General features: G+C 56.5%; 16 protein-coding genes. 8 read left to right on the forward strand and 8 right to left on the reverse strand.

Annotated features, from left to right (window positions below; translation table 11 throughout):
* Positions 1-26: 26 nt before the first annotated feature.
* The 3 genes from SLIT_RS04585 to SLIT_RS04600 all read right to left on the reverse strand — a co-directional run bounded on the left by SLIT_RS04585 (position 27) and on the right by SLIT_RS04600 (position 2,872).
* Positions 27-1,400: a cation:proton antiporter domain-containing protein gene (locus tag SLIT_RS04585; protein WP_398348834.1), complete on the reverse strand. Its 1,374-nt coding sequence runs from the start codon at positions 1,398-1,400 to the stop codon at positions 27-29.
* Positions 1,401-1,454: 54 nt separating this feature from the next.
* The gene (locus SLIT_RS04590) at positions 1,455-1,892 is read right to left on the reverse strand and encodes a phosphate-starvation-inducible PsiE family protein (RefSeq protein ID WP_013029055.1); all 438 of its coding nucleotides are present in this window, start codon (positions 1,890-1,892) and stop codon (positions 1,455-1,457) included.
* Positions 1,893-2,380: 488 nt separating this feature from the next.
* Entirely contained in the window at positions 2,381-2,872 is a 492-nt protein-coding gene (locus SLIT_RS04600) for an OmpA family protein (protein WP_013029057.1), read from the reverse strand.
* Between the two features lie 346 nt (positions 2,873-3,218).
* Here SLIT_RS04600 and SLIT_RS04605 point away from each other — a divergent pair, with 346 nt between their 5' ends.
* Entirely contained in the window at positions 3,219-4,505 is a 1,287-nt protein-coding gene (locus tag SLIT_RS04605) for a chloride channel protein (protein WP_013029058.1), read from the forward strand.
* Positions 4,506-4,559: 54 nt separating this feature from the next.
* On the opposite strand, the gene SLIT_RS04610 is transcribed toward SLIT_RS04605, so the two are convergent.
* The 4 genes from SLIT_RS04610 to SLIT_RS04625 all read right to left on the reverse strand — a co-directional run bounded on the left by SLIT_RS04610 (position 4,560) and on the right by SLIT_RS04625 (position 9,065).
* Complete coding sequence (locus SLIT_RS04610; protein WP_150102938.1) at positions 4,560-4,799, reverse strand: hypothetical protein; 240 nt, start codon at positions 4,797-4,799, stop codon at positions 4,560-4,562.
* A 119-nt stretch (positions 4,800-4,918) separates the two neighbouring features.
* Complete coding sequence (gene ppdK / locus SLIT_RS04615) at positions 4,919-7,714, reverse strand: pyruvate, phosphate dikinase (RefSeq protein ID WP_013029060.1); 2,796 nt, start codon at positions 7,712-7,714, stop codon at positions 4,919-4,921.
* A 183-nt stretch (positions 7,715-7,897) separates the two neighbouring features.
* Entirely contained in the window at positions 7,898-8,440 is a 543-nt protein-coding gene (locus SLIT_RS04620; protein WP_013029061.1) for a flavodoxin, read from the reverse strand.
* A gap of 67 nt (positions 8,441-8,507) precedes the next feature.
* Positions 8,508-9,065, reverse strand: a complete 558-nt coding sequence (locus tag SLIT_RS04625) for a hypothetical protein (RefSeq protein ID WP_013029062.1) — start codon at positions 9,063-9,065, stop codon at positions 8,508-8,510.
* Between the two features lie 118 nt (positions 9,066-9,183).
* Between SLIT_RS04625 and greB the strand changes: the two genes are divergently transcribed.
* Complete coding sequence (gene greB, locus SLIT_RS04630) at positions 9,184-9,744, forward strand: transcription elongation factor GreB (protein ID WP_013029063.1); 561 nt, start codon at positions 9,184-9,186, stop codon at positions 9,742-9,744.
* 69 nt (positions 9,745-9,813) lie between these two features.
* On the opposite strand, the gene SLIT_RS15810 is transcribed toward greB, so the two are convergent.
* Positions 9,814-10,473 carry a hypothetical protein gene (locus SLIT_RS15810; RefSeq protein WP_013029064.1) on the reverse strand — a complete coding sequence of 220 codons (660 nt, stop codon included), beginning with the start codon at positions 10,471-10,473 and terminating at the stop codon, positions 9,814-9,816.
* A gap of 213 nt (positions 10,474-10,686) precedes the next feature.
* On the opposite strand from SLIT_RS15810, the gene SLIT_RS04635 reads away from it, so the two are divergent.
* From SLIT_RS04635 to SLIT_RS04660, 6 genes are all read left to right on the forward strand, one after another.
* The gene (locus SLIT_RS04635) at positions 10,687-11,262 is read left to right on the forward strand and encodes an RNA polymerase sigma factor (protein WP_013029065.1); all 576 of its coding nucleotides are present in this window, start codon (positions 10,687-10,689) and stop codon (positions 11,260-11,262) included.
* A 17-nt stretch (positions 11,263-11,279) separates the two neighbouring features.
* The gene (locus SLIT_RS04640; protein ID WP_041420775.1) at positions 11,280-11,606 is read left to right on the forward strand and encodes a hypothetical protein; all 327 of its coding nucleotides are present in this window, start codon (positions 11,280-11,282) and stop codon (positions 11,604-11,606) included.
* A gap of 1 nt (position 11,607) precedes the next feature.
* The gene (locus tag SLIT_RS04645) at positions 11,608-12,270 is read left to right on the forward strand and encodes an NAD(P)-dependent oxidoreductase (protein WP_013029067.1); all 663 of its coding nucleotides are present in this window, start codon (positions 11,608-11,610) and stop codon (positions 12,268-12,270) included.
* Between the two features lie 112 nt (positions 12,271-12,382).
* Positions 12,383-13,099, forward strand: coding sequence for a TetR/AcrR family transcriptional regulator (locus tag SLIT_RS04650; RefSeq protein WP_150102939.1), 717 nt, complete (start codon positions 12,383-12,385; stop codon positions 13,097-13,099).
* Positions 13,100-13,159: 60 nt separating this feature from the next.
* Positions 13,160-14,095 carry an efflux RND transporter periplasmic adaptor subunit gene (locus tag SLIT_RS15095; protein WP_013029069.1) on the forward strand — a complete coding sequence of 312 codons (936 nt, stop codon included), beginning with the start codon at positions 13,160-13,162 and terminating at the stop codon, positions 14,093-14,095.
* Between the two features lie 2 nt (positions 14,096-14,097).
* A complete protein-coding gene (locus tag SLIT_RS04660) occupies positions 14,098-17,184 on the forward strand; it encodes an efflux RND transporter permease subunit (RefSeq protein ID WP_013029070.1) in 3,087 nt (1,028 codons plus the stop codon).

The raw sequence follows: 17,184 nt of genomic DNA on the forward strand, positions 1-17,184 counted from the left end.
TTTACCTGGATCCGGTGGACAGTCATCTATTGTTGAGATTGAGATGCCTGAAGGGGCTGGATTATCTCCTGATTCTTTTCCGATAGAAAACGGTCTTTGTTTTGGCCGATGATCAACAGCAAAATCCCGGAATAGATGAACGTGGAAAGCATGATGACCCCGATCACCACAGCCTTGAACATTTCCAGATGCTGGAACGAAGCGGGGATCATGTTTATCATCACGATGGACAGCCCACCCTTGATTCCGGCAAATGTCAGTACGCCCCACCATTGCATACTGATATCGGCCATCTTGGCTGTCCTGTTGGATATCCACGCGAACAGTCCCATCATCACGCCGCGGATCACGGTCGTGGCCAAGAACATCGCCAGTATCTCGATCCTGTATTTCCACAATATGTTCAGCTGGATCATTTCTGCCATGGCGACGAACAGGATGGTATTGGCTACCAGGGCCAGTAACTGAATGTCCTCCTTGGTGCGAAGATGGCGGTCACGCTCCTCGATGGTGGCCTTGAGCCTGCGCAGGATATTCCTGAAGACGCCAGAGGATGTCTCGGTTCCTTGAATCTCGACTTGCAGTGCAGCCTCCTCGCGATCTATCCGGCTGTCTTCCTCGGCGATCGCCTGCGTCATCACATGATGAACGGTGATCGTGGCAAATATGACCGCCAGGATCCCGGATAGATGGAAGTGAGAGTGCGATCCCAGTAAATCGAGAATGAGATAGAAATGCTCGGCCAACTCGAATGCACCGTATCCGGTGATGATCAGCACCATCATCTCGGCGATGCGGTTGCTGGTCGATTTCATGGCAAACAGTCCGATGAATCCGACCAGCATTCCTGTCACTATCGATCCGACGATCACTTCGCTGCTGATTTCGACAACATACCCGGCTGTTATCTGCTCGCCTTCCAGGGCGTACAAGCCGATAAAGACGAAGACGATCAATGCCGTTGCATCGTTAAGCAGACTCTCGCCCTCGGCCAGGATCTTCAGCCGGTGTGGCAGTTCGAATTTGGAAAATATGCTGACCACTGAAACCGGGTCTGTTGCCAGCACCATGGCAAACAGCACGATGACCGCTGCATTGGAAAGGGCATATTCGGAAAACAGCCAGTCGGAAATGACCAGCGCCGTCAGTACCGAAAGAACCACTGCCACGACCGCAAGGTAGAGCAGGCTCAGACCATGCTCTTTCAGGTCAGCCAACTTTAGTTCGAGGGAATCTGAGACCAGCAGGATAGGCAACAGAAAAACCACCAGTGTGGCGAAATGTTCTGCATCCCCGGTCAATACCGGAACTTGCTTGAAAAGAAAATGAGCCACGAACGAGAGTGCTATCAATCCAAGCGGGGAGGGCACTTTGAACTTGTCCTCCAGTTGGAGTGCCATATACAGTATCCCGGTAATCATCAGCAAGATTGTGATCATATGTTTATATTCTGACTATTTCTTCCGTTCCAGCAACCAATAGACTATTCCGAGCGATAAAAGCGAAAAGGCGAGCGCAAACAGGATGAGCGGAGATGTCGACTCTATTTCAAATACGATGAACTGCCGTGAAATGGCAAGGATCGAAACGAGAACAACTGTTCTCGCGATCACTTCTCTGCCGCTCTTCAAGTGCACATGCATGATCGTATGGTTGAACTCTATTGCGATCAGCAGCGTCATTATCATCCCGAAAGCCGACTGGAATGCTTTGTGGTCCAGCGAATCGAATGCACCATGAAGAACAAGGTGGTAGGTTTCGATGATCAAGCCCCAGAATGCTGCGACTATCATGATCGATGTAAGAATAACCAGGCCTGTCGTAATCAGATTCTCAAAGCGGGGATATATTCTCGATGTAAAGGATGCTGTGATTTTTTCAGTATTGGGCATTGTGGCTACAGGATATCAGGGAATGTGGATATTCAAGCCTTGACTCTGTCGGCCAGACTCAGAGCTACTGCTGTTTATTGTGTCAGATTGCTTCGATCGTTACTTGCGTCTTCCGTCATGCCAATTCAAAGACGCTAGTCTCAGACCCCGATCTTCCGGAATCTATCCCAACTCTGTACCTTACATGGCATAAAGTTGTTGTTCCGCAGAGTCATTATGGGTGGGCTGGGGGTGTTGCAGATTCAATTCGAGTGTGGGAGAGATCTGGCGATCACATGGTTGTTCAAGTTTGCTGTGTTTTCCGGTGGCTGTGTTTTACTTAACTGGATGCATATCAGCAGCAAGATGCTCAAGGCGCCTACGATTAACCATTCGTTCATGGCGACCTCCACCTGTTAACAAATCGATCTTCGTTGGGGGTTATTTCAACTGTGGGGAAAACGGTGAAAAGCCGGATGAAATTCCAGCATTCCACCGTTCGAAGTACTTTAACCCAGGTTATGCAGGAAATCGACCCGGCGATTTTCTTTCCAGCACTTTTCCTTGTGGCAGGTGAGCCGCGGTTTATCCTTGCCCAGGCTGACCATCTTGATCTGGTCCGCAGGTACACCATCCTTCTCCAGAACCTTTGCAACTGCATCGGCCCGGTTTTCACCCAGACCCAGATTGTATTTTTCGCTGCCGCGCTCGTCTGCGTTACCTTGCAGTGTGACGACATCGTTTTTATGGGTTTTGAGGAACTCTGCTTCTTTTTGTATGACGTTCATGTACTCGGACTTCACGGTGTATTTGTTGAAGTCGAAATAATCGCTTTGTTTTTCCATTTGCTGTATCTCTGCATTCAATTTGCCCAGATCCACTTTTGCGGCGGCGGCAGATGCCGTTGCATTGTTCTCATTCGCTTGCGAAGTGTTGGTTTTCTGGGTTGATGCGCATGCCACAACCATAAGTGAAGCCAAAATGACTGCCAATTTTTTCATGACGAAATCTCCGGAAAATTAAGTGAAACCTTGTGAGGCAACTCCATAAACGGATTGAAGACTATAAGGTTGACATGAATAATATTTATATAAATGTTATTTGAGGGTGCATAATGCAAAATAAATCGAATACTTAACCTGGCTGAATGGACTTAAACTGTAAGCAGCTGGCGGGCAAGACTTTAAATACGATGTAGCGCAAGGAAGAATTAGCCTATGTAATCTTCTCGAAATATTTTCGACTCGCTTCTGAGTCTGTCCGGAATCAAGAGTTCCTGGTTCGAATTTATATTTTGATTAATACCGAATTGTGAAAATCTCGTTAGTATTTCTTAAAGAACGATTGATGAAAATTTCCTCGCTGGATGTTGACCTGATCCTGGATTGGAAACGAAGACTGGTGTTCTGGAGCGGAGCGATCAGCGTGGGATTGGCTGCGATCCTGTTTGCCATCGCCTGTGAGTGGGCGAACGACGTGTTCCATAAGCTGCTTGCAATTTCACCATATCTCCCATTGCTGATCACGCCAATCAGTCTGGCATTGATCGTCCATATCACCCGCAAGTATTTTTCCGGGGCGCAAGGTAGTGGCATTCCCCAGGTGATCGCATCGCTGGACCCCAAAGAGAGCAGCAAGGTGCGCGAGCAGGTACTTTCGTTACGCGTGACCATGGGCAAGATCATGCTGACCATCCTGGGGCTCATGAGCGGGACATCGGTGGGCCGCGAAGGGCCTACCGTGCAGATCGGTGCATCCATCATGCACAAGCTGGGCAGCCTGGCGCGCTTTCCCAAGCATGATCTCGACAAGGGCTTGATACTCGCCGGCGCAGCTGCCGGCGTCGCTGCCGCGTTCAACACTCCGCTTGCGGGCATCGTGTTCGCCATAGAGGAGATGAGTCGCTCCTTTGAGGAACACAACAGCTCGACCATCCTCATGACGGTGATCATTGCCGGTATTGTTTCGCTTGCGCTGCTCGGCAACTATTCCTATTTCGGCCACACCTCGGAATCGATGGATTTCGGCAAGGAATGGTATGTCGTCATCGTATGTGGCATCGTGGGCGGAACGCTCGGAGGGGCATTCAGCCGCGCGCTGATCGAAGTCAACAAGGGGCTGGCGGGGAGCATGGGAACCTGGATACGCGCGAATCCGGTCCGGTTTGCAGCAGTCTGCGGCTTGCTGCTGGCGCTGATAGGATTGGCTTCTGGCAACAATACATACGGCAGCGGATACAATGAAGCGAAGTCACTGCTCGTAGGCAATGCGGCATTGCCGGATAACTACGGCCTGCTGAAGATGGCCGCCACAGTGATTTCATACATCAGCGGCATACCCGGCGGGATAATGGCCCCAACGCTTTCCGCAGGTGCCGGGTTCGGCGCCAATATCGCCTCCTTCGTTACTTCCGTGCCTGTAGCCGCGACGGTCATACTCGGCATGGTCGCCTACTTCGCCGGTGTCACCCAGGCACCGATCACCGCTTTCGTCATCGTCATGGAAATGATAGACAACCACGAGATGGTACTGCCGTTGATGGCTACCGCATTCATCGCCAAGGCCTGCTCTCGGCTGGTATGCCCGACGCCCATATTCCACACGATGTCGGAGAATTTCATCGGCAAGAAATGAAATACGGTTTCTGAGCGCAAAGCCGATTCCAACCTGTCCGGCGGTTGGTCGGGACTATCTTGAAGAGTCGTCCTGCTTCGACCTTCTGTTTTTCAGATCCCGCATGCTGCTTCGCCAGATCAGCCCGAAAACCACTACGATGGTGACAATGGTAACTCCCTCGATCGTCCAGGATATCGCCTGGACTTCCTCTTTCGCGGACATGTTCAATACGGCTTGCGCATAGCCCGTCAACGGAAGCATCCCGAACATCGCAAGCAGAACGAGAGTCTGTTTTTTCAGATATATCTTCATGTCGTTATCCTGAAATCCTTCCATCTTCTTGATGTGCGCCCGGCAAGGTTTGGACGGGCTCCCCTTTTGCTGCATTGCACTCCGAACTGCGAATCATTCCAGTTTTTCTGCCCGAACGATCAGACAGGTTCCTGATACTTGTCTTCCAGCAGTTTGGCCTGTGCTGCAGCCAGACGCGCGATGGGCACGCGCGGGCCGGAGCAGGAGACGTAATTGAGTCCAACGTGATGGCAGAACCGGATCGAGCCGGGATGACCGCCGTGTTCGCCGCAGATTCCGACCTTCAGCTCCGGGTTGGTCGCGCGGCCTTTTTGCACGGCCATCTTCATCAGTTGCCCCACACCTTTGATATCCAGCACTTCGAACGGATTGTCTTCGAGGATGCCGGTCTCCGTGTAAGCGGGCAGGAACTTGTTCTCCGCATCCTCGCGGCTGAATGAGAAGGTGGCCTGGGTCAGGTCATTGGTGCCGAAGGAGAAGAACTCGGCAGTCTCTGCCATGCGCCCGGCGCGCATACAGGCACGTACCACTTCCAGCATCGAGCCGAACTTGAATTTCACGTCGATGCCCTGCGTCGCTTTTACTTCCGCATGGATACGCTGCACGTAGCTGTGGATGCGCTTGAGTTCTTCCACGGTGGCTACTTGAGGCACCATGATCTCGGGGTGGATCTCCAGCCCTTCCTTGGCACACAGGGCAGCCGCTTCCAGCACGGCGCGTATCTGCATGGAATATATCTCGGGATAGGTGATGCCCAGCCGCACGCCGCGATGGCCCAGCATCGGGTTGACCTCGGCCAGCGCGCGAACTTTCTTCAACACCACTTCCTTCTTGCTGATCACGTCTTCTTCAAGATGTGATTCCTTGAAGTCGCTCAATCCGCCCATGAGCTTGGTCAGGCCGTCTGCGTATTGCTGGTACAGCTTGGGGTTGAGCATCTTCAGCGTGTCCGGCAATTCTTCCAGACCCTTGATGGTGTCGCGCAACTGGTGCAGGTGCGCGATCTCCAATTCGAGTTGTGCTGCGGTGGGCAGGAACTCGTGCATCGGCGGATCAAGCAGGCGCACGGTGACGGGTAATCCCTTCATTGCCTTGAAGATGCCCTTGAAGTCGGCACGCTGTATCGGCAGCAAACGGTCCAGTGCGGCCTGGCGTGCCTCGGTCGTTTCGGCCAGGATCATCTCCTGCACGATGGGCAGGCGGTCGGTGCTGTTGAACATGCGCTCGGTGCGGCACAGGCCGATGCCCATGGCACCGAATTCGCGCGCGCGCGCAGCGTCGTTGGGCGTGTCGGCATTCGCCATCACCTTGAGTCTGGACACCTCGTCCGCCCACGACAGCAGCGTCGCCATTTCCTGCGAGAATTCCGCATGCACGGTCGGCACTTCGCCCGCATAGACATGGCCGGTACCGCCGTTGATGGTGATGACATCGCCTTCGTGCAGGGTGGTCTCGCCGATCTGCGCGCTGCGCAACGCATCGTTGATGACGATCTGCTCGCAGCCGGAGACGCAGGGTTTGCCCATGCCGCGGGCGACGACGGCTGCGTGCGAGGTCTTGCCGCCGCGACTGGTCAGGATGCCTTCCGCCTGGAAGAAACCGTGGATATCTTCGGGCTTGGTCTCCTCGCGCACCAGGATGATCTTCTCGCCGGCACGGCCGCGGATCTCGGCGGTGTCGGCATCGAACACGATCTTGCCGGATGCGGCGCCGGGTGAGGCTGGCAGTCCCTGTGCCAGCGATTTGCCGCGGAAGTTCGGGGCCAGTTGCGGCACCAGCAGCTGTTCGAGGATGGCAGGATCGATGCGCAGCAGGGCACGCTCCCTGGTGATCAGTCCTGCGTTGAACATCTCAACCGATGTGCGCACCATGGCGCGCGCATTCATCTTGCCGTTGCGCGTCTGCAGGCAATACAGGATGCCTTTCTCGATGGTGAACTCGAAATCCTGCACTTCCTGGTAGTGCGATTCCAGCCTGTCGCGCAACTCGATCAGCTGGCGGTAGATCTCCGGCATCTCCGTTTCCATTTCGGAGATCGCCTTCGGCGTGCGGATCCCCGCCACCACATCCTCGCCCTGGGCATTGGTCAGGTATTCGCCGTAGATGATGTTCTCGCCGGTGCCGGGATTGCGCGTGAAACCCACACCGGTAGCGGAATCGTTGCCCATGTTGCCGAACACCATGGTGCAGACGTTCACCGCCGTGCCGTTGGCCATGTCCCTGGTGATCTTGAATTGCTTGCGGTAATCCACCGCGCGTTTGCCCATCCAGGAATGGAACACCGCACCCACCGCGATCTCGAGTTGTTCGTAGGGGTCCTGCGGGAATGGCTTGCCGGTGTGGCGCTGGACGATTTCCATGAATCCGGCAGCCACCTCCTGCAGATGCTCGGTCTTCAGGTCCACATCCTGCAGGGCGCCGAATTTGCGCTTGACCGCGGTCATGTGTTTGTCGAAATGCTCGTCGCTGATGTCGAGCGCGATCTTGCCGAACAGCTGGATGAAGCGGCGATAGGTATCGTAGGCAAAACGCTCGTTGGCGGTCAGCTTGATGAGCCCTTGCAGGGAAGATTCATTCAGTCCGAGATTGAGTATGGTGTCCATCATGCCCGGCATGGACATGGAAGAACCCGAGCGCACCGAGACGAGCAAGGGATTCTTGCCGCTGCCGAAACCCTTGCCGGTCTTCTTTTCCAGCGCCTGTATGTGCGTCTTGACGGCGTCCATCAGCCCGTCGGGCAGCTGGTTCTTTTCCAGATAGGCAAGGCAGGCTTCGGTGGTGATGGTGAATCCGGGCGGGACATTCAAACCGATCTGCGTCATCTCGCACAGGTTCGCCCCCTTGCCGCCGAGCAGCATCTTGTTCTTGCCGTCGCCCTTGTCGAAATCGTAGATGTATTGCTTGCTGCCGCCCATGGTGTCTCTCCTTAGCTTGCCCAAAAGAAACCAGAAAACATCGACTGATTGTATTTTGTCGTGAAAGTCGAGTGTTCCGCTTGCACATTGCTACAACGCGCACAGGACGCATTGACGCATATCAGGGCCGATAATTAAAGGGGGCTGCCGGAAAAAAACGAAAAAGCGGAGCGGGTGATGAGGCTACAGCGGCAGTCCGAATTCGGGCGCGATCAGTTTCAGCCAGGCTTCCAGGCGTGCATCGGTAAGTATCTTCTGGTTCTCTTGGTCCAGCGCCAGGCCGACGAATTGGTCGTCTACAAAGGCTTTGGATGAGATGAAGTCGTAGTCGTCGGCGGGCCAGACACCGACTATTTTTGCACCGCGCGCGACGACGAACTCGTAGATGATGCCCATGGCATCGACGAACTCGTCCGGATATTTCGACTGATCGCCCAGGCCGTAAAGCGCGACGGTCTTGCCGCTGAAATCGACGTTCTTGAGTTGCGGCAGGAACTCCTCCCAGCCTCCGCCCATGCAATCGGTGGAAAGTCCAGGCAACTGCCCACCACCCAGCGTGGAAGTGCCGAGGATGAGATGCGAATAGCCGGCCACCAGCCCGGGGCTGGCCTTGTTGACGTTGAGAGCCTCCGCCATCGTCTCGTCGTCAAAACGTTTCTTGATCATTTTGGCGATACGCCGGGTGTTTCCGGTACTGCTGGCGAAAAAGAGGCCGATGCGTGGCATGATGTTCCCTCGATTGTTTGGCCGATTGTCGCGAACATGACAATCGGCGGGCGGTGCAACAGGCAGATCAGACGGGGCCGCGTCCTGCGCGTTTGAGTTCGACCGTCCGGGTCAGTGCTTCCTCGAATGACACCTTGTCACCCTTGGGCTTGTAGTCGGACAGCGCCTTGTAGACTGTGACGATCTTTTCGGTAGCAGACTGGCCCTTGAAATCGCCCTTGTCCAGTGCGGCGATGTCGATCAGCTCGTTCCAGATCAGGCCTTCCTGCATGCCGATGGTGGCGATGTTCAGGCCGCCCAGTTCGATCACCATGGGCTTGTTGATATTGACCACGAACAGGATGATGCGCACATCGGGGGCGAAATCTGCCTGGTAGTAAGTCAGCACTTTTGGCAGCAACTCAAGCTCGTCCAGACTGCCGACGTACAGCTTGATCTGGTCTTTATCCGCCAGCACGATGGTGTTCTTGATGGTGGCGGTAGGGGGCTTGCGGTGACCGAGCGCGTCGCCGACTTCGCCCAGGGCGAGTACCAGGTCTCCGCGATAAGCCGAGTAACCGGCTTCGGACTCCTTGAAGTTCATATTGAACAGCAAACCTTTTTGTTCATAAGTGTCGAATAGCATGGGGCACCTTGTCGTAAATGAATGATGGAGTCCTACGTTCAGCAATATCCGTACCAGTACCGGCGGGGTTTTTCAGTTACTATTTATGCAGTCCCTTTAAGGCAATCCTGTAACGAACATGAGCAAAGCTTTCACCCGCGAAACCGATGATGATGACGATGATGAGCAATCGGCGTTGCCGGCCATCCCGGCCGGCACCAAGAACTACATCACCCCTGAGGGATATCGCCGCCTGAAAGAGGAGTACATGCAGCTGCTCGACGTAGAGCGTCCCGCGCTGGTGCAGACCGTATCCTGGGCGGCTTCCAATGGCGACCGCTCGGAGAATGGCGACTACATCTATGGCAAGAAGCGCCTGCGCGAGATCGACCGGCGTTTGCGCTTCCTCGCCAAGCGTCTGGAAAACTCCCAGGTGATCGATCCGGCACAGCGCCAGGGTTGCGAACAGGTATTCTTCGGCGCAACGGTCACGGTATGCCACAGCGATGGAACCGAACGCACCTACAGCATCGTCGGCATAGACGAAGCGAACGCAAGCAAAGGCCACATCAGCTGGGTGTCGCCGCTGGCGCGAACCCTGCTCAAGGCGCGCGCAGACGATGCCGTGATATTGCAACTTCCCGAGGGAGTTGAAGAACTGGTGGTGATCGAAGTGAGCTACCAGAGTATCGAGTTGTAGCTGTAGATCCTGGTTTGTTAGTTTGATGGGTGGCAGTTATCGGCTGCAAATAACAGCCATTCGAATCTTTCAAAAGGTGTAGTCCATTCCTAATGCAACTTTGACAAAGATATCTGAAAGAGTGCCACCAGGATTGATAGGGTCAGCGACTTTAGCGAAGAGAAATAAGTCGGATGCTAGCCTAGCTGACAGACGTGGCGTAACTGGATAGATGTATCCAGCACCAAGTAAAAGACCAGTCCCAGTTACAGTGCGAGAATATGGCCCACTACCCAATCCGAAGTTACCCTCCGACCTCACAATCGATCTAAATAAGCCGATTTTGCCGAATAATGCCTCCCCTTTGTCCGTTGCTGCGCCAAGCATATCTACATGCACCATTGTTGCTTCATGTCTCCAGGTAGCAGTTGTGCTTGGACCTAAACAGAGTAGTGGACATCCCTGAGGATAATACGTCGTACTGCCGGAAATGCTTCCTAGTGTGTCGTAGCCTATTTCCCAACCAGTCTTGCTGTTGCCGTCGCGCGGCAACCACATACCTATGCGAATTCCAGCCCCATTGCTGCTGCCGTCAGAAACTCCCGTGCAATTGCTACTACATATAATGTACTTGCTTTGCCTCCATAAGTTCAGCGGTACAACATCGGCGCCAACATAATACTCTGCCGCCTGGGAATGCAACGCCAATATGGTCATCATCGGGGAGATCAATAACGCGACAAATTTCACTTGTCACCTCCAAAAGTCCACTCAAGATGAGAGTTAATAAAACAAACATGCAAGATGACAATACGCTCCTCAAATGGCTCGTGCAATATGCCGAGTTGGTCTATCTGTATAGGTCAGAATATCCAATTCGGATAAGCAAGTCATAATGTATAACCAAGGGTAATTATTTTTTCATCCATACAATATTTCCATCGGTGAATCGTCTTCACCTGCATGGATACGACCCTGACTACCAATGCCCTGATGGCCGAACAGGAAAAACGCATCACTGAGGATATCTCTCGCGAGCGCGGGCGGCTACGGGATTTCATCCGCCGTCGCGTGCCGGATGCGAACGAGGCCGAAGATATCCTGCAGGATGTGTTCTTCGAATATGTCGAGGCCTATCGCTTGCCTGAGCCGATCGAGCAGGTCGGTGCGTGGTTGTTCCGCGTCGCACGCAACCGCATCATCGATCGTTTCCGCAAGAAACGCGAGGTGCAGTTGCCGGATGTCTCTGGTGATGCTGAAGAGGAACATTGGCTCGATGAAGTATTGCCTTCACCGGAGGCAGGGCCTGAGGCGGCTTATGCGCGCGGGGTGTTGCTGGAGGAGTTGTATGCGGCGCTCGGCGAATTGCCGAAGGAACAGCGCGACGTATTCATCGCCCATGAACTGGAAGGGCGCAGCTTCAAGGAGATGGCTGCGGAAAACGGGGCAAGCATGAACACGCTGCTGGCGCGCAAACGTTATGCGGTGCTGCATCTGAGGGTGCGACTGCAGGCGATCTATGACGAATTCGATATCTAAGGAGAGTGGCGATGGGAATGAACTGTAAACCGAAATGCTGGAAGGTCGTGATATTGGTGTTGGCCGGTATCGCGGCGCTGGGCTGGGTCGTGATGGCGCTGTGGAACTGGTTGCTGCCGAACCTGTTCTTCGGTGTCAGGGAGATCGATTATTGGCAGGCGATGGGCGTGTTGTTGTTGAGCAAGATTCTGTTCGGCGGATTCCGCGGGCACTGCGGCGGCCACAGAAAGTGGCACCAGCATCGCCTGGAAAGCATGACGCCGGAAGAGCGCGAGAAATTCAAGAGCGGCATGCGTGGCTGGTGCGGCAAGCCCGGGCAGGATGAAGCCGAGTCGAAGGAATAACATGAGCAAACGCATCCTGCTGTTGGGGGCGACCGGACGTACCGGCAGTCTTGCACTGGAGTACGCCCTGTCGCAAGGGCTGGAGGTGGCGGCATTGGTGCGCCGCCCGCAGGCGATCAGCGTCAAATCGGAAAAACTTACGGTGATCGAGGGTTCACCGCTGAACGAGAACGATGTAAGGAAGGCTCTCACAGGTTGCGATGCTGTGGTCAGTGCGTTGAATAACAACCGGACTTCCGACAATCCGTGGGCGAAACGCCTGAGCCCGTCGCTGTTCATGACGAACTCGATACGCAATTGCCTGTCGGCGATGAAAGAGCATGGCACCCGCCGCATCGTGGTGCTGAGCTCCATCGGCGTGAACGAGTCTTTCGACGACGCAGTGTTCTTCATGCGATGGCTGATCCGTAACACCAATCTGCAATACACGTTCCAGGATCACGATGCCCAGGAGTCCGAGCTGCGCCGTTCCGGGCTGGACTGGACGGCTGTGCGGGCGGCCGGTTTGAACAACGGCAGCAAGCTCAAGTCGCTGGTGGTGAGCTATTACAACGAGCCCAAGCCGGCATGGATGATATCGCGTCTGCATACCGCGCGTTATCTCATCGATTGTGTCGGCGACACGACGACATTCCGCAAGACCCCCGCGATTTCAGAGCGGTAAGGAACTGGATTGGAGCGTGGCGGAGAGTGCAGGGTGTGGTTAATTCAGTCGCTTGACTTAATCAAATGACTGAATTATCTTGCCTCATCCTTTAATCGATCCGGGGCTGAATGTGACTGCCAAAAAAGAGACCCGCTGCCTGTTGCTGCAAACCGCGCAGCGCCTGCTTGGGCATCAACCGAGCGCGCAGGAAGAGACCCGCTGGCGCCTGCTGCAGGCGGCGAGCGAGGTGTTCGCCGAGGTCGGCTACCACGCGGCGACCACGCGCGAGATATGCAAGCGTGCCGGGGTCAATCTGGCGTCCATCCATTATTACTACGGCGACAAGGCGGAGCTTTATCGCGAGGTTTTTCGCCTGCCTTTCCTGAATGAATGCAATACGTTCGCTACGCTGGACATCGCGCAGGCTTCGTTGCAGGAAGCGTTGCGGTCGTTCTATGGCTGGCTGTTCCCGGCGACCGCAGAGGAAGACCCGATGCAGCAGCTCTTCATGCGCCTGCATGCGCGCGAGGAAGCCGAGCCTAGCGGCGTGTTAGGCGATGCCATGTTGCAGGCATTCCGTCCGAACCACGAAAAGATGCAGGCCTTGTTGTGCCGCGAGTTCGGGTTGAAGAAACCGGATGCAGAGGTGGACAGGCTGACCTTCGGTGTGATCGGTCTGGCGACGGTCTATTTCCACAATCGCACAGCCGTCGACAACTTCGCACCGCACCTGCTCGAAGGGCAGAAGGCCAGGGAAACGATGGCGCAGCGTCTGGTGGGATACGCGATGGCTTTGATCGAGGCGGAGCGACAGCGTCGCACCCAGGCCGGGCGGGCAAAGAAATAGACGCGCCGCAAAATCCACGCGCAGTGATACAGATCGAACGCTTTAGAAGGAACAAGAACAATGAGCACGAACAGCAAACCTGATCCAAAGATATTCAAGGGCGCAGTGATCGCACTGATAGCGATCGGCGCAATCGCCTGGTTCGCCGGCAGCAACAGATCCAGTGCCGAACAGGCCGCACCTGCAGTAAGCAACCCCGCACTGACCGTGCGTACCACGATGTTGCGCGAAGACAAATGGGGGCGTTCGCTGGAGGCTTCCGGCAGCATTCTGCCCTGGCAGGAGGCCATCATCACCGCGCAGGTGCAGGGCGTGCGTATCGCCGAGGTGAAGGCCAGTATCGGCGACCATGTGAAGCAAGGCGATGTGCTGGTGACGCTGGATAACTTTGCCCGCCTCAGCAACGACCCGGCAGTCTCGCATTCCGCACAGGGACGCATCGTCGCACCCTATGACGGCGTCATCTCGGCGGCCAACGCCAATTCCGGTTCCATGACCCAGCCGGGCATGGAACTCTTCCGCCTGATCCGTGGCGGACGCTTGGAATGGCGCGCCGAACTGACGGCAGACGAACTGATGCTGCTGCGCAAGGGCATGCTGGCGGAGATCGGCGTGGGCGAAGGCCGCGTCATCAAGGGCACGGTGCGCGCCATCTCCCCTGCGGTGAATCTGCAGACGCGCTATGGATACGCGCTGGTCAGTCTGGCGGACAGCACGGGGATCATCGCCGGGCTTTTCGCACACGGCACGTTCGATATCAGCGGCAAAAAGCCTTTGCTGTCGTTGCCGCAATCGGCCGTCATGCAGCGCGGCAGCATGACTTTCGTGCTGGTCGTGGGTGCGGATAGCCATGTGCACGAACGCGAGGTCAAGGTCGGGCAGCGCAATGGCGACCGCATCGAGATCAAGCAGGGATTGAAGCCGAATGAACCGGTGGTCGAGAGCGGCGGCGCGTTCCTGACCGAAGGCGATACCGTTCAAGTGGTGAAAGGCTGAACATGAACGTATCCGCCTGGTCCATACGCAACCCCATTCCGGCCGTGCTTGGCTTCGTCATGCTCACGTTCCTGGGCGTGATGGCATTCAAGGCCATGAAGATCCAGCTTTTCCCGGATATCGACCTGCCGATGGTCACCGTGACGGCAACGATGCCGGGCGCATCGCCCGACCAGCTGGAAGCGGAAGTGGCGCGCAAGATCGAGAACGCGCTGGCCAGTTCGCAAGGCTTGAAGCACATCTACAGCCACATCACGGACGGCACCGCCATCGTGTCCGCCGAGTTCCGGCTGGAACGCGATTCGCGCGAGGCGCTGGAAGATGTGCGTTCCACCGTCACGCGCATCCGCAGCGACCTGCCCAAGGAGATGCTCGATCCGGTCATCACCAAGGTGGAGCTTAGCAGCAAGCCGATCGTGACCTATGCCATCTCCGATCCGGACATGACCGAGGAGGAGCTGTCCTGGTTCGTCGACAACAACATCACCAAGCTGTTGCTGGGTGTGAAAGGCGTCGGAGCGGTCAATCGTGTCGGCGGGGTGACGCGGCAGGTGCGCGTCGAGCTCGATCCGGCCAGGTTGCAGGCATTGAACATCACGGCTGCCGAGGTATCCAGCCAGCTGTTCAAGATCCAGCAGGAAGCGCCGGGCGGACGTACCGATCTCGGCGGGATCGAGCAGACCGTGCGCACGCTGGCGACGGTGAAGACCGCAGAGCAGCTGGCGCAGATGGAGATCAGCATCCGCGACGGCCGCCGTATCCGCCTCGACCAGGTGGCCGATGTCAGCGACTCCATCGCCGAACGCCGCGCGGCCGCGCTGCTCAACGGCAGGGAAGTGGTCGGGTTCGAGATCATCCGTTCGCTCGGGGCCAGCGATGTCGAAGTGGGGCAGGGTGTGGCCAATGCTCTGGAGACCCTGAAGCAGACGCATCCGCAGGTCAAGGTCGAGCGCGTGTTCAATACCATCGATCACGTGTACGAGACCTACAAGGGTTCGATGGAGATGATCTTCGAGGGTTCGTTGCTGGCTGTGATCGTGGTGATCTTCTTCCTGCGCAACACACGTGCCACCATCGTGGCGGCGACAGCTCTGCCTCTGGCGGTGATTCCCACGTTCGCGCTCATGTATGTGTTCGGCTTCACCATCAACCTGGTGACGCTGCTGGCTTTGTCGCTGGTGGTAGGCGTGCTGGTCGACGATGCCATCGTCGAGATCGAGAACATCATGCGCCATCTGGAGATGGGCAAGACTCCCTACCAGGCGGCGATGGAGGCAGCCGACGAGATCGGCATGGCGGTGATCGCGACGACCTTCACCCTGGTGGCGGTGTTCCTGCCGACGGCGTTCATGAGCGGGGTGCCGGGCAAGTTCTTCGTGCAGTTCGGCTGGACGGCGGCAGTCGCCGTGCTGTTCTCGCTGGTGGTGGCGCGCTTGCTGACGCCGATGATGTCGGCTTATTTCCTGCGCCCGCGTGTCCTGCATGCGACGCCGAAGTGGCTGGAGATCTATCTCAAATGGGCGCAATGGTGCCTGGCGAATCGCCTGAAGACATTGGCAATGACGGCGGTGTTCTTCATCGGCTCGTTCATGCTGGCCGGTACCCTGCCCACGGCCTTTCAGCCCAAGGACAACCTGTCGCAGACCCAGGTGGTGCTGACACTGCCGCCGGGAAGCAGATTCGACCAGACCTATGCCCTGGCCGAACAGGCTCGCGGCATCCTCATGAAGAACCCGAATGTGACGCTGGTCTATACCGCCATCGGTGCGGGCTCGACCGGGGGCAATGCATTCGAGCCTGCGGGCACATCCGATGTGCGCAAGGCTACGCTATCCGTACAGCTGAAGTCCAAACAGGAACGCAAGTTGAGCAAGCAGCAGATCGAGGACCAGCTGCGCGAGGCGATGAAGGTATTGCCCGGCGTGCGCTTCAAGGTCGGTCTGGGTTCGTCTTCCGACAAGTACCAGCTCGTGCTGACCAGCGAGAACGGCGAGGTGCTGAGCGAGTATGCCCTGAAAGTCGGGCAGGAACTGCGCAAGATCCCGGGCATCGGCAATGTGGTATCCAATTCCAGCGTCTTGCGTCCGGAACTGGTGGTGCGTCCCGACTTCGCCAAGGCCGCCGACCTGGGGGTGACTTCCAGCCAGATCGCCGAAGCGCTGCGCGTGGCGACCAATGGCGATTACGAGCAATCGCTGCCCAAGCTCAACTTGCCTGACCGGCAGCTGCCTATCGTCGTGAAGCTGCGCGACGATGCGCGCCAGGATATCCAGTTGCTGTCGCACCTTGTGGTGCAGGGCTCGCGCGGCCCGGTGATGCTGAGCAACGTGGCGACGCTGAGTCTGGAAAGCGGCCCGGCCGAGATCGACCGCTACGATCGCCAGCGCGACATCTCCTTCGAGATCGAACTGGCCGGACAGCCGCTGGGCAAGGTGCAGGCTGCCGTACTGGCATTGCCCGTCATCAAACAGATGCCTGCGGGCGTCGAATTGGCGCCGATCGGCGATGCGGAAATGATGAAGGAGCTTTTTGCCAGCTTCGGCCTGGCGATGTTCACGGGCGTGCTGTGCATCTACATCGTGCTGGTGCTGCTGTTCAGGGACTTCATGCAGCCCGCCACGATATTGTGGGCGCTGATCCTGTCCATTCCCGGCGCGTTCCTGGCATTGTTCCTGACGCGCACAGCGATCTCGATGCCGTCGATGATCGGCATCATCATGCTGATGGGCATCGCCACCAAGAACTCCATCCTGCTGGTGGAATACGCCATCGTGTCGCGGCGCGAGCGCGGCATGAACCGCAGCGAGGCATTGCTGGACGCCTGCAAGAAACGCGCACGTCCCATCGTGATGACGACCATGGCGATGGGCGCGGGCATGCTGCCGGTGGCGCTCGATCTCGGCGTGGGAGACGGCAGCTTCCGCTCGCCGATGGCGATCGTGGTGATCGGTGGCCTGATCACTTCCACTTTCCTGAGCCTGCTGGTGATCCCGGTGGTGTTCACCTATGTGGATGACCTGATCGAATGGCTGCGTGCCAGGGTGAAAAGCTTCATGCCGGCACAATCCAGTGCCCAGATGAGTAAATGA

The sequence above is a fragment of the Sideroxydans lithotrophicus ES-1 genome, from assembly GCF_000025705.1.
GTDB lineage: Bacteria > Pseudomonadota > Gammaproteobacteria > Burkholderiales > Gallionellaceae > Sideroxyarcus > Sideroxyarcus lithotrophicus.

Bases quoted from the DNA above. Each gene is read 5' to 3' on its own strand.
- SLIT_RS04600 (WP_013029057.1), bottom strand. From the start codon at position 2,872: ATGAAAAAATTGGCAGTCATTTTGGCTTCACTTATGGTTGTGGCATGC.
- ppdK (WP_013029060.1), bottom strand. From the start codon at position 7,714: ATGGGCGGCAGCAAGCAATACATCTACGATTTCGACAAGGGCGACGGC.
- SLIT_RS15095 (WP_013029069.1), top strand. From the start codon at position 13,160: ATGAGCACGAACAGCAAACCTGATCCAAAGATATTCAAGGGCGCAGTG.
- SLIT_RS04590 (WP_013029055.1), bottom strand. From the start codon at position 1,892: ATGCCCAATACTGAAAAAATCACAGCATCCTTTACATCGAGAATATAT.
- SLIT_RS04625 (WP_013029062.1), bottom strand. From the start codon at position 9,065: ATGCTATTCGACACTTATGAACAAAAAGGTTTGCTGTTCAATATGAAC.
- SLIT_RS04660 (WP_013029070.1), top strand. From the start codon at position 14,098: ATGAACGTATCCGCCTGGTCCATACGCAACCCCATTCCGGCCGTGCTT.
- greB (WP_013029063.1), top strand. From the start codon at position 9,184: ATGAGCAAAGCTTTCACCCGCGAAACCGATGATGATGACGATGATGAG.
- SLIT_RS04605 (WP_013029058.1), top strand. From the start codon at position 3,219: ATGAAAATTTCCTCGCTGGATGTTGACCTGATCCTGGATTGGAAACGA.
- SLIT_RS04640 (WP_041420775.1), top strand. From the start codon at position 11,280: ATGAACTGTAAACCGAAATGCTGGAAGGTCGTGATATTGGTGTTGGCC.
- SLIT_RS04585 (WP_398348834.1), bottom strand. From the start codon at position 1,400: ATGGCACTCCAACTGGAGGACAAGTTCAAAGTGCCCTCCCCGCTTGGA.
- SLIT_RS04620 (WP_013029061.1), bottom strand. From the start codon at position 8,440: ATGCCACGCATCGGCCTCTTTTTCGCCAGCAGTACCGGAAACACCCGG.
- SLIT_RS04645 (WP_013029067.1), top strand. From the start codon at position 11,608: ATGAGCAAACGCATCCTGCTGTTGGGGGCGACCGGACGTACCGGCAGT.
- SLIT_RS04610 (WP_150102938.1), bottom strand. From the start codon at position 4,799: ATGAAGATATATCTGAAAAAACAGACTCTCGTTCTGCTTGCGATGTTC.
- SLIT_RS04635 (WP_013029065.1), top strand. From the start codon at position 10,687: ATGGATACGACCCTGACTACCAATGCCCTGATGGCCGAACAGGAAAAA.